Below are 12,000 nucleotides of genomic sequence, written 5' to 3' on the forward strand. Positions count from 1 at the left end.
CGAAGGGGTCAGTCCACCGGTTGCAGCAGGCGCTGGAAGAGTTGCGTGACATGTGCCTCGGCCCGGTCGAGCGGATCGTCGGAGTCCAAGACGGCGCGCACCTGCACGTCGAAATCGGCGTAGTGCTGGGTCAGCGCCCAGATCGAGATGATCGTGTGATGCGGATCCACCGGCGCCAGCCGCCCGGCGTCGATCCAGGCCTGCATCTGGTCGGCCAGGGCGTCGACGAGCGTCTTCAACTCGGCGCTCAGGGTATCGGCGATGTGCGGCGCGCCTTGCAGGATCTCGTTGGCGAACAGACGGCTTTCCCGCGGGTATTGGCGCGTCAGGGCCATCTTGCGCGACACGTAGGCCAGCAGCTCGGCCAGCGGCTCGCCCTGCGGGTCGATCCGGCGGATCGGGTCGAGCCAGGTGTCCATCAGGCCCAGCAGAAGGGTGCGGTGGATCGCTTCCTTCGAGGCGAAGTAATACAGAAGATTGGGCTTCGACAGCCCGGCCTCGGCCGCGATCTGGTCGAGCGTCGCGCCCCGAAAGCCGTGGCGCGAAAAGATCTCGAGCCCCGCCTCCAGGATGGCTGCCCGGTTTCGGGACTGGATCCGGCTGTCAGCCATGACGGGGTCGCGTCCCGCATGGGCCTTGTCCGTGCAGATTGCTTGAATTTTGTGCGTTCGCCGCCATGCGCGCCACGATCCTTGACTGACCTCTGTCCTCTGGTAGCGTCCATTTTACCGATTGGTCAAATCAGCGCGAGGTCCATCATGCCCCCAGCCGCCCCCGGCGAGAACATGCGCATCAACGGCGACCGGCTTTGGGACAGCCTGATGGAAATGGCCAAGATCGGGCCCGGCGTCGCGGGTGGCAACAATCGCCAGACCCTGACCGACGAAGATGCCCAGGGGCGCGCGCTGTTCCAGTCCTGGTGCGAGGCGGCGGGCTGCACCATGGGGCTGGACCAGATGGGCAATATGTTCGCGCGCCGCGAAGGCACCGACCCCGACGCGCTGCCGGTCTACGTGGGCAGCCACCTGGACACCCAGCCCACGGGCGGCAAGTACGACGGCGTGCTGGGCGTGCTCGGCGGGCTCGAGATTATCCGCAGCCTCAACGACCTGGGCGTGAAGACCAAGCACCCCATCGTGGTCACCAACTTCACGAACGAGGAAGGCACCCGCTTTGCCCCCGCGATGCTGGCCTCGGGCGTTTTCGCGGGGATCCACGAACAGGACTGGGCCTACGGGCGCACCGACGCGAAGGGCAAGAGCTTCGGCGACGAGCTGCAGCGCATCGGCTGGCGCGGCGACGAAGAGGTGGGCGCGCGCAAGATGCACGCGTTTTTCGAGCTGCATATCGAGCAGGGCCCGATCCTGGAGGCCGAAGACAAGCAGATCGGCGTCGTCACCCACGGGCAGGGCCTGTCGTGGACGCAGGCGACCATCACCGGCAAGGACGCGCATACCGGCTCCACACCTATGCCCATGCGCAAGAATGCGGGCCTGGGCATGGCGCGGGTGCTGGACGCCGTGGACCGCATCGCGTGGGCGCACAAACCGCACGCGGTGGGCGCGGCGGGGCATATCGAGGTCTTTCCAAATTCCCGCAATGTCATCCCCGGCAAGGCGGTATTCACCGTTGATTTCCGGTCGCCCGAGTTGAGCGTCATTGAAGATATGGAACAAAAGCTGCGGTTCGAGGCGCAGGCCATCTGCCGCGAGATGGGACTGGGCGTGGAATTCGAAAAGGTCGGCGGCTTCGACCCGGTGGCCTTCGACGAGGGCTGCGTGAACGCGGTGCGCGACGCGGCCGAGCGGCTGGGATACAGTCACATTAACCTGATCTCGGGCGCGGGCCACGACGCCTGCTGGATCAACCGCGTGGCGCCCACGGCCATGGTCATGTGCCCCTGCGTGGACGGGCTGTCGCATAACGAGGCCGAAGAGATCAGCAAGGAGTGGGCGACCGCGGGCGCGGACGTGCTGCTGCACGCCGTGGTGGAGACGGCGGGTGTTGAGGGGTGAGGAAGGCGACTGTTCCGATCTACCTGTCGAAGCACGACGGGGTGACCCTGAAGATTGATCGCGACGGAGCGTCCTATTGGTCGCTCTACGTCAACGAATACCGTGCCGAACCGTTCGAAGACCAACGCGAGGCGGCATCGCCCGCAGCACGCGAACGCACCGGTTTTCAGGAACGGGACGCCTCGGGTCACGCATGCCCGCAAGACATCGCCCAATGGGAAAGGATCTGAAGTGACCACCGTCACCGGCAACGGCACCTCCGTCACCCAAGACCCGACTTGCACGGCTGCCGCCCTGACCGACGGCGGCCTGATTTCCGAGGTCGGCGTCACGCCCTCCAAGGATCGCGTGGGTCGCACGGGACGGATTGCTCATCCTCGGCCCTTGGCGCAATCTGGCCGCCAACGCTTTCGCATTGGATCAAGGAATGCATCGAACACTTCTCGTCCTTTTCGCCGTGCTGGGCCCTGTCGGCTGCAACGCGATCGGCGGAACCGGTGACGGTATCGAGGAAATCAACGGGATGACCATCGTCAACGACGTGGATGGCGGCCGTCTCATCATCGACGCGCAGGGATGCCAGGGCGTGGCCGTGCCCGGCTCGAACGTGGTCGAGCCGGTGGTGGATGCGGACGGCCAGCCCGTCTGCGTGCCGCTTGCGCCCAACGGCTAGGAGGACAGCATGACCAAAGTCATCAAGAACGGCACCATCGTCACCCATGACCTGACCTACAAGGCGGATGTCCTGATCGACGGCGGCAGGATCGTCGAAATCGGGCCGGACCTGAAAGCCGACACGCAGATCGACGCCACCGGCTGCTACGTCATGCCCGGCGGGATCGACCCGCACACGCATCTGGAGATGCCGTTCATGGGGACGTATTCGGCGGACGATTTCGATTCGGGCACCCGTGCGGCGCTGGCGGGCGGCACCACGATGGTGGTCGATTTCGCGCTGCCGAGCCCCGGGCAGGGGCTGCTGGATGCGCTGAAGATGTGGGACAACAAGTCCACCCGCGCCCATTGCGACTATTCCTTCCACATGGCCGTCACCTGGTGGGGCCAGCAAGTCTTCGACGAGATGGAGACGGTGGTGAAGGAACGCGGCATCAACACGTTCAAGCACTTCATGGCCTACAAGGGCGCGCTGATGGTGCAGGACGACGAGATGTACGCGTCCTTCCAGCGGCTGGCTGAGCTGGGCGCCATCGCGCTGGTCCACGCCGAGAACGGCGACGTGGTCGCGGACCTCAGCGCCAAGCTTCTGGCCGAGGGGAACACCGGCCCCGAGGGCCACGCCTATTCGCGGCCCCCCCAGGTCGAGGGCGAGGCGACGAACCGCGCCATCATGATCGCCGACATGGCGGGCGTACCGCTCTACGTCGTGCACACCAGTTGCGAGGACAGCCACGAGGCCATCCGCCGCGCCCGCCAGCAGGGCAAGCGGGTCTGGGGCGAGCCGCTGATCCAGCACCTGACGCTGGACGAGAGCGAGTATTTCAACAAGGACTGGGACCACGCCGCGCGCCGCGTGATGTCGCCGCCCTTCCGCAACAAGCAGCACCAGGACAGCCTGTGGGCGGGGCTGCAATCGGGCTCGCTGTCGGTGGTGGCCACGGATCACTGCGCCTTCACGACCGCGCAGAAGCGCACGGGCCTGGGCGATTTCACCAAGATCCCCAACGGCACCGGCGGGCTGGAAGACCGGATGCCGATGCTCTGGACCCATGGCGTGGCGACGGGGCGGCTGACGATGAACGAGTTCGTCGCGGTGACGTCGGCCAATATCGCGAAGATCCTCAACTGCTATCCGCGAAAGGGCGCGATCCGGGTGGGCTCGGACGCCGATATCGTGGTCTGGGATCCCGAGAAAGAGAAGACGATCACGGCGGATAAACAGGTCTCGGCAATCGACTACAACGTCTTCGAGGGCCAGCAGGTCAAGGGGCTGCCCCGCTTCACCCTGACCCGCGGCCACGTCGCCGTCCACGACGGAGAACTGCGCGCGGAGGAAGGGCACGGCCAGTTCGTAAAGCGCCCGCCCAAGGGCGCAGTGTCGAAGGCACTGTCCAGCTACAAGGCAATCACCGCGCCCCGCCCGGTAGGGCGCTCTGGCATCCCTGCGAGTGGAGTTTGACCGATGTTAGACGAGGATACTGAGGATCATGACATGGTTTTTGAAACGCAAAAGCAAATTCTTCTGAAGGATTGGGACCATGGAAAAATAGCAATCCGAGATCTGGATGCCTCAATATTCAAGATAAGAGGTTGGTCTATAACGGTTTTCGGGGGAGTGCTTGCTGCGTCAGTGGCCCTGAAGTTTCCGTCTGTCGCACTACTCTCTATTCTCTCGTCACTTCTTTTCTGGGCGCTTGATGGCCAGTATAAGAGTTTCCAACAGAGATTCATTCTGCGAGACGTAGAAATATGCAATTATCTTAATTCAAAAGAATTTTTACGAGCCCAAAAAAGTGGTGAAATCGATAGCATACCGATAAGCTTACCGTTTTACGAACTGCCGCGCCGTAGCGAAGAAGATGGATTCAAGCTGAGTAAGAAATTTTCTGTACTTTTGGGCTGGACACATTTGGAGGAGAAAGAAGTCACAGATCAAATTGTAGCTATGAAGCTTCAGAACGTTTCAACGCTTTACATATCTTTGATCGCGCTTTCATTCTTGGCCTTCCTGATTATCCGCTTCTCTGTAGGATGAGATTCGTTAGTAATAATATGCAGTTTGCCATCGGCCGGTGTAACGCATGAATGTCGTTTCCGCCCGATCACTGGACCTGACGTTCCGCACTGGCGACGGGCCGGTCCACGCGCTGAAGGATATCGAACTCGATATCGCGCCCGGCGAGTTCGTCAGCTTCATCGGCCCGTCGGGCTGCGGCAAGACGACCTTTCTGCGCTGCGTGGCGGGGCTGGAGGCGCCCACGGGCGGCACTCTGACGGTCAACGGCATGACGCCGGACGAGGCGCGGCGCGCGCGGGCCTATGGTTACGTGTTCCAGGCGGCGGGGCTTTACCCTTGGCGGACCATCGGCGGCAACATTCGCCTGCCGCTGGAGATCATGGGGTTTCCCGAAGCCGAGAAGAAGCGGCGCGTGGCCGAAACGCTGGCCCTGGTCGATCTGGACGGGTTCGAGAAGAAGTTTCCCTGGCAGCTGTCCGGTGGGATGCAGCAGCGCGCCTCCATCGCGCGGGCGCTGGCCTTCGATGCGGACCTTTTGCTGATGGACGAGCCCTTCGGCGCACTGGACGAGATCGTGCGCGACCGGCTGAACGAAGAGCTTCTGGCCCTTTGGGCGCGGACCGGCAAGACGATGCTCTTCGTCACCCACTCGATCCCCGAGGCGGTGTACCTGTCCACCAAGATCGTCGTCATGTCGCCGCGCCCGGGGCGGATCAGCGATGTGATCGACAGCCCGCTGCCCAAAGAACGCCCCCTGGACATCCGCGACAGCGCCGAGTTCATCGCAATCGCCCACCGCGTCCGCGAGGGTCTGCGCGCAGGGATGGAGGCCGCATGAGCCGGACGGATACAGGGGGCACGCGGCCCCCCGCATCACTGGTCACGGTCATCGGCTCCTCAGCCTGTACCGTGTCCCCATCTTGCACCGATCAAGGTAAACAAATCCTTAATCCCGACCAGCGCGCGCGCGACCGCCGTTTCGACAGAGGTATTTGGAGACCAGTGATGAACGGGGCGCGGTCCTGCTGCATCACTGGTCTGAAAATACCTTCGCGCAGCATCGGCGTCCGGCGCCGCGGCGGGTCGGCGCGATGACCGATGCCCCGCTTTCTGCCCCGCAGGCGGGCGTCGGGCGCTCGGGGCGGGTGGCGCTGCGGCTCAGAGCCGTGTCGGGCACCGTGATCCCGGTCCTTGCCGTGATCGCCGCGCTGGTGGGGCTGTGGTACCTGGCCTGCATCCCCATGAACGCGCAGCAATCGGTGCTGCTGGCCGAGCGGGGCGGCGCCGAGGTTTCGCCCGCCACCGCCTCCGAGCGGCGCGACGTGGGCGGCATCGCCCTGAGCCTGCGCAATCCCGACCCCGCGCTGGCGCTGGCCTTCGGCCAGGATCGTCCCGTCCTGCCCGCGCCGCACCAGGTGGCGGCCGAGCTTTGGGGCTCGACCGTCGGGCTGAGGGTTACGTCGAAGCGCAGCCTGGTCTTCCACGGCTGGATCACCCTGTCGGCCACGCTGGCGGGCTTTGCGGTGGGCACGGGCCTGGGCATCCTGCTGGCCGTGGGAATCGTTCACAGCCGCGTCATGGACATGAGTGTCATGCCCTGGGCCATCGTCAGCCAGACCATCCCGATCATCGCCATCGCGCCGATGATCATCGTGGTTCTTTACTCCATCGGTGTGCAGGGGCTGGTGCCGAAGGCGGTCATCAGCGCTTACCTGTCGTTCTTCCCGGTCGTCGTGGGCATGGTGAAGGGCTTGCGCAGCCCGGACGCGATGCAGCTGGACCTGCTGCGCACCTACGGCGCCAGCGGCGCGCAGACCTTCTGGCGGCTGCGGCTGCCCGCGTCGCTGCCCTACCTGTTCGCGTCGCTGAAGATCGGCGTGGCCGCGTCGCTGATCGGGGCCATCGTGGGCGAGCTGCCGACCGGCGCCGTGCGGGGCCTGGGCGCGCGGCTACTGGCGGGCAGCTATTACGGGCAGACGGTGCAGATCTGGTCGGCGCTGTTTGCTGCCGCGATCTTGGCGGCGTTGCTGGTGGCGATCATCTCGGGGGTCGAGCGGGTGTTGCTGCGGCGCATGGGGCTGATGCGATGATGCTGGTGGTCTTCGCGCTGGTCCTTTGGGCCGCCGGTTGGGCGTTGAATGTCCGGCTGGCCAGCGGACCCGCCGCCGACACGGGCACGGCGCAGCTGGCCGTGCCCGCGCTGTTCGGACTGACGCTGATCGTCATGTGGGAGCTGATCGTGCGCGGGCTGGAGGTGCCGGGCGTGATCCTGCCGCCGCCCTCGGCCATCGGCTTCGCTTTCGCGGGACAGTGGGACGTGATCTGGGCCGACTTCGTGCAGACCTTCGTGAAGGGCGCGCTGTCGGGCTATGTCATCGGCGCGCTCGCCGCCTTCGCCGTCGCGATCCTGGCCGACCGGTTCGACTTCCTGAAACGCGGGTTGCTGCCGGTGGGCAACTTCATGGCCGCGCTGCCCATCGTCGGCACCGCGCCGATCCTGGTGATGTGGTTCGGCTTCGACTGGCAGTCGAAGGCGGCGGTCGTCGTGGTGATGGTGTTCTTCCCGATCCTCGTGAACACCGTGGCGGGGCTGGCCGACACGGCCGCCATGCAGCGCGACCTGATGCGGACCTACGGCGCTAGCTACACCCAGACCCTGCTGAAGCTGCGGATCCCCGCGGCGCTGCCCTTCATCTTCAACGGGCTGAAGATCTCGACCACGCTGGCGCTGATCGGTGCCATCGTGGCCGAATTCTTCGGCTCGCCCACGCTCGGGATGGGCTTTCGCATCTCGACCAGCGTCGGCCAACTCGCGCTCGACATGGTCTGGGCCGAGATCGTGGCGGCGGCCCTTGCGGGTTCCGCGTTTTACGGCATCATCGCCGTCATCGAAAAGCGGGTGACCTTCTGGCATCCGTCCCATCGGGGATGAACCCCGGGGGCAGACATCAACAAGGAGTAACGGACATGAGAACCACCATCATCGCCGCCGCGGCGGCCCTGACGGCTGCGGGTGCCGCCCACGCGCAGGACGACGTGGCGCTGCAGCTGAAATGGGTCACGCAGGCCCAGTTCGCGGGCTATTACGTGGCCGAGGACCAGGGCTTCTACGACGAAGAGAACCTGAACGTGACCATCCTGCCCGGCGGTCCGGACATCGCGCCGCCGCAGGTGCTGGCGGGCGGCGGTGCCGACGTCATGGTGGATTGGATGCCGTCGGCCCTGTCGGCGCGCGAGAAAGGCTTGCCCATCGTCAACATCGCCCAGCCCTTCAAGACCAGCGGGTTGATGCTGACCTGCTGGAAGGACACCGGCATCACCGGACCCGAGGATTTCGCGGGCCGCACCATCGGCGTCTGGTTCTTCGGCAACGAATACCCGTTCCTGAGCTGGATGAGCCAGGAAGGCATTCCCACCGATGCGTCCGATGACGGGATCACGGTGCTGAAGCAGGGCTTCAACGTGGACCCGCTGTTGCAGCGGCAGGCCGATTGCATCTCGACCATGACCTACAACGAGTTCGGCCAGGTGCTGGATGCGGGCGTGACCGAGGACGAACTGGTGACCTTCAAGTACGAGGACCAGGGCGTCGCCACGCTGGAAGATGGGCTCTACGTGCTGGAGCAGAACCTGGAGGATCCGGCCTTCGTCGACAAGATGACCCGGTTCGTGCGCGCGTCGATGAAAGGCTGGAAATGGGCCGAGGAGAACCCCGAAGAGGCCGCCATGATCGTTCTGGACAATGACGAAACCGGCGCCCAGACCGAAGCCCACCAGGTCCGCATGATGGGCGAGATCGCGAAGCTCACCGCCGGATCGAACGGCGCGCTGGACGAGGCCGACTACCGCCGCACGGTGGACACGCTGCTGGCGGGCGGCTCGGACCCGGTGATATCGGCCGAGCCGGAAGGCGCATGGACGTCGGACATCACGGATGCCGCGCTGAACTGATCGGCCCACCGAAGACCCTGATTGAAACGCCCGGTCTTCGCGCCGGGCGTTTTGCTGTTATCCTGAGGCGGCTTGTATTTTTGATCAGGAGCATTTGCCATGAAATATCTTGTTTGCATCGCCGGTCTGATGGTCGGCGCGGCTGCCCAGGCGCAGGACGTGAACTGTCCCGGTGCGCAAACCCAACTCGAGCTGAACGAATGCGCCGCGCGGGCGTGGCAGGACGCCGATGCCGAGCTGAACCGGCTCTGGAGGATCGTGAAGCCCCAGGCCGATCGCGCGGGGACCGGGCAGGCGCTGCTGGACGCGCAGCGCGCCTGGCTCAGATATCGCGATGCCACCTGCGACGCCGAGGCGGCGGAATACGGGCGCGGATCCATCGTTCCCTATATCATCGGCGCCTGTGCCACGCGGCTGACGCTGGCGCGCAACGCCGAGCTTCGCGCGTTGCAGCGATAGCGCGGGCATCGGGCGGACCGGTGCTATTGCCGCTCGGCGCGCATCCCAGGCGGGTTGCCGCGGGCGCATAGCGGGCATTCGGCACCGGGGGTTACCCCCGCATCGGGCGCTTCATAGGTGCTGTGTCAAGCAAGGACACATGACCCGAGGAGACATCAGATGGCTGATGCAAGCTATATCGAGACCAAGGCCCCGCGCCGCACATGGGGCGAAGCGATCACCGACTTCTTCACCCCCATGGGGCAACGGCTGGTCGCCATGGGCGAGAATTCGTCGCGCTACCGTCGGCTGGAACGGCTGACGGCCATGAGCGATGCCGAGCTGGCCGAACGCGGCGTGAAGCGCGAAGACATCGTGCGCCACGTCTTCGCAGACGTGTACTACGTCTGAGCCGGGCGCGGATTTCTCGAGAAATCCGTCACGTTTTCCTCAAGGAAAACGCATCCGCGACCACCGCCCGCGCCGACGCTGAATGTCGGCGCGGGCGGTTTGCGTTTCGGGTCGATTGACACCGCCGGAGCCGCGCCACAGGGTGCCCCGAACAAGTCGGGGAGGGATGGCGCATGTTCGGAGGGCTCGACCCGGGCACGCTGATGCTGCTGGCGGGAATCGCCGTGGGCGCGGGCATCGCCGGTGGCGTCCTGGCGGGATTGCTGGGCGTCGGCGGCGGCATCGTCATCGTCCCCGCGCTTTACCTGTCGCTGTCGCTGACCGGCATGGACCCCGCGCTGATCATGCAGGTCGCCGTGGGCACGTCGCTGTCCACCATCGTCTTCACGTCGCTGAGCTCCGGCATCGGGCACTACCGCCAGGGCGCCATCGACTTCGACCTGCTGAAGCTCTGGGCGCCGTCGATCCTGGTGGGCGTCGTCATCGGCTCGGTCTTGGGCGGCGTCGTGTCGGGGCTGGCCCTGCTGGCCGTCTTCGCCACGGTCGCGCTGATCGTGTCCTTCGACATGATGTTTCGCAAGGGCGGCGACGGCAGCGACCAGCGCAGCTTTTCCAGGCCCGTCTGGGCGGGGCTCGGCACGCTGGCGGGCGCGATTTCGGCCATGATGGGCATCGGCGGCGGCACCGTCTGCGTGCCGCTTTTGAACTTCCTGGGCTACGACATCCGCCGCGCCGTGGGCACGTCGTCGGCCATCGGTTTCCTGATCGGCGTGCCCGGCGCGATCATCTACGCGATTTCGGGGTTGGGGCAGGACAACCTGCCGCCCTTTTCGCTGGGCTACGTGAACCTGCTTCTGGCCGCGATCATCATTCCGCTGTCGACCAGCTTCGCCCATCTGGGCGTCCGGCTGGCCCATGCGATCCCGCGCGGCGCGCTCCGGATGGCATTCGGGCTGTTCCTGCTGGCCACGTCGCTGCGCATGTTCTGGGACCTTTTCACCACCTGACAGGAGCTTTCCATGAGCATCGTGATTCTTGGCGTCTTCGCCGCCGATTGCGCCTTTCGCGGCCAGAGACTGCCCAGCATGGGCGAGACCGTGCTGGGCGAAGGCTTCGCGCTGGGCCCCGGCGGCAAGGGGTCGAACCAGGCGGTGGCGGCGTCGCGCGCCGGGGGCGACGTGCATTTCGTGACAAGGCTGGGCCGCGATATCTTCGCCGACATGGCGCGCGATGTGTGGGGGCAGGCGGGCGTGACGCCCCATGTGACGGAAGACGCCGACAGCTACACGGGGGCTGCCTTCATCTACGTGAATGCCGACAGCGGCGACAACGCGATCATCGTGGCGCCTGGGGCAGGGGGGCAGCTGTCGCCCGCCGATATCGACGCCCATGCCGCGCTGATCGGCGGGGCGGCCGTGTTCGTCACGCAGCTCGAACAGCCCATGGAGGCGGCCCATCGCGCCTTGCAGCTCGCCCGCGACGGCGGCGCGCGCACGATCCTGAATCCCGCGCCCGCCGCCGAGATCCCCGACGCGATGCTGGCGCTTTGCGATGTCATCACCCCCAACGAATCCGAGGCCGAGATCCTGACCGGCATCGCCGTCGCCTCGGTCGACGATGCCAAGCGCGCCGCCGACGCGCTGCTGGACCGGGGCGTGGGCGCGGCGATCATCACCCTGGGCGAGAACGGCGCGCTCTACCGCGACCGCGACACCACCCTGCACGTCGCGGCGATCCGGGCGGGCGCGGTGGTCGAGACGACGGGCGCGGGCGATGCGTTCAACGGCGGATTCGCGGCGGCGCTGGCACGCGGGGACAGTCCGGCCGACGCGGTCAGATTCGGCAACGCCACGGCAGCCTTGTCGGTGACCCGCGCGGGTGCGGCGGCGAGTATGCCTGACGGGCATGAAATCGTGGCACTTCTCTCGCGCCAGGGCTGATCGGCGAGTCGGCATCGGGGTGTCGGATCCGGTCGAAACCATCCCGAAAGACCGGGCAGCCAGCGGATGACGGCGCCGTGATCGAAAAAGTCGTGACAGGGGGATTCCCAGTCAAGCGCCTGATATCCCGCCGCTTTTCGGGCCGAGCAAAGCGCCCGTGCCCGCGCCTTTGGCCAGAAATCCACAGAAGTTTCTGGATTGCCCGAAAAAACCGCTTGCGGGGCTCGGGGCCTATCCGTAAACAGCCCCTCACCGGCGGCGCTGAGGCGCGGTCGGGACGCCAGACGGGGCGCCGAAGACGACCGAAAGACACCACGAAATCAAGTGGTTGACAGCGGAAACGGATCGGGGCAAACGAGGCGGCGCCAAGCGAGGCCGCGGAAAATTTCGGCAGCGATCACGAATGTGGTTGACGCCGATTGCTACCGGGGCTAGACGAAGCGGATCAAGAAATTCGAGAGGCATTCAGGCGGGCGCGCCGAAGTTGGCGCAACGGTTTGTTTTTGTCTCTCACGCTCTTTGACATTGTGATATATCTGAAGAGATATGT

Annotated in this window: 14 protein-coding genes; 13 read left to right on the plus strand and 1 reads right to left on the minus strand. The window is 65.4% G+C overall.

Features of this window, described 5'->3' with window-relative positions; genetic code table 11:
- Positions 1-8: 8 nt before the first annotated feature.
- Positions 9-611, minus strand: coding sequence for a TetR family transcriptional regulator C-terminal domain-containing protein (locus ILP92_RS15990; protein ID WP_198917419.1), 603 nt, complete (start codon positions 609-611; stop codon positions 9-11).
- A gap of 147 nt (positions 612-758) precedes the next feature.
- On the opposite strand from ILP92_RS15990, the gene ILP92_RS15995 reads away from it, so the two are divergent.
- From ILP92_RS15995 to rbsK, 13 genes are all read left to right on the plus strand, one after another.
- Positions 759-2,015, plus strand: coding sequence for a Zn-dependent hydrolase (locus ILP92_RS15995; RefSeq protein ID WP_198917420.1), 1,257 nt, complete (start codon positions 759-761; stop codon positions 2,013-2,015).
- Between the two features lie 41 nt (positions 2,016-2,056).
- On the plus strand, positions 2,057-2,245 hold the full coding sequence (locus ILP92_RS16000; protein WP_198917421.1) for a hypothetical protein: 189 nt from the start codon (positions 2,057-2,059) through the stop codon (positions 2,243-2,245).
- A gap of 197 nt (positions 2,246-2,442) precedes the next feature.
- The gene (locus ILP92_RS16005) at positions 2,443-2,688 is read left to right on the plus strand and encodes a hypothetical protein (protein WP_198917422.1); all 246 of its coding nucleotides are present in this window, start codon (positions 2,443-2,445) and stop codon (positions 2,686-2,688) included.
- Positions 2,689-2,697: 9 nt separating this feature from the next.
- Complete coding sequence (hydA, locus tag ILP92_RS16010) at positions 2,698-4,152, plus strand: dihydropyrimidinase (protein ID WP_198917423.1); 1,455 nt, start codon at positions 2,698-2,700, stop codon at positions 4,150-4,152.
- Between the two features lie 33 nt (positions 4,153-4,185).
- On the plus strand, positions 4,186-4,728 hold the full coding sequence (locus ILP92_RS16015) for a hypothetical protein (RefSeq protein ID WP_198917424.1): 543 nt from the start codon (positions 4,186-4,188) through the stop codon (positions 4,726-4,728).
- A 46-nt stretch (positions 4,729-4,774) separates the two neighbouring features.
- Entirely contained in the window at positions 4,775-5,548 is a 774-nt protein-coding gene (locus ILP92_RS16020) for an ABC transporter ATP-binding protein (RefSeq protein ID WP_198917425.1), read from the plus strand.
- A gap of 253 nt (positions 5,549-5,801) precedes the next feature.
- Positions 5,802-6,800, plus strand: coding sequence for an ABC transporter permease (locus tag ILP92_RS16025; RefSeq protein ID WP_198917426.1), 999 nt, complete (start codon positions 5,802-5,804; stop codon positions 6,798-6,800).
- Complete coding sequence (locus ILP92_RS16030) at positions 6,797-7,642, plus strand: ABC transporter permease (protein WP_198917427.1); 846 nt, start codon at positions 6,797-6,799, stop codon at positions 7,640-7,642. The genes ILP92_RS16025 and ILP92_RS16030 overlap by 4 nt, the downstream gene beginning before the upstream one ends.
- Before the next feature lie 35 nt (positions 7,643-7,677).
- Positions 7,678-8,661: an ABC transporter substrate-binding protein gene (locus tag ILP92_RS16035; RefSeq protein ID WP_198917428.1), complete on the plus strand. Its 984-nt coding sequence runs from the start codon at positions 7,678-7,680 to the stop codon at positions 8,659-8,661.
- 99 nt (positions 8,662-8,760) lie between these two features.
- Positions 8,761-9,120 carry a lysozyme inhibitor LprI family protein gene (locus ILP92_RS16040; protein WP_198917429.1) on the plus strand — a complete coding sequence of 120 codons (360 nt, stop codon included), beginning with the start codon at positions 8,761-8,763 and terminating at the stop codon, positions 9,118-9,120.
- A 159-nt stretch (positions 9,121-9,279) separates the two neighbouring features.
- Positions 9,280-9,510 carry a DUF1127 domain-containing protein gene (locus ILP92_RS16045; protein ID WP_214650073.1) on the plus strand — a complete coding sequence of 77 codons (231 nt, stop codon included), beginning with the start codon at positions 9,280-9,282 and terminating at the stop codon, positions 9,508-9,510.
- A 173-nt stretch (positions 9,511-9,683) separates the two neighbouring features.
- A complete protein-coding gene (locus tag ILP92_RS16050; RefSeq protein WP_198917430.1) occupies positions 9,684-10,517 on the plus strand; it encodes a sulfite exporter TauE/SafE family protein in 834 nt (277 codons plus the stop codon).
- 12 nt (positions 10,518-10,529) lie between these two features.
- A complete protein-coding gene (gene rbsK / locus ILP92_RS16055) occupies positions 10,530-11,450 on the plus strand; it encodes a ribokinase (protein ID WP_198917431.1) in 921 nt (306 codons plus the stop codon).
- Positions 11,451-12,000: the final 550 nt, after the last annotated feature.

Source organism: Palleronia pontilimi (assembly GCF_016412875.1).
Classification (GTDB): Bacteria; Pseudomonadota; Alphaproteobacteria; order Rhodobacterales; family Rhodobacteraceae; genus Palleronia; species Palleronia pontilimi.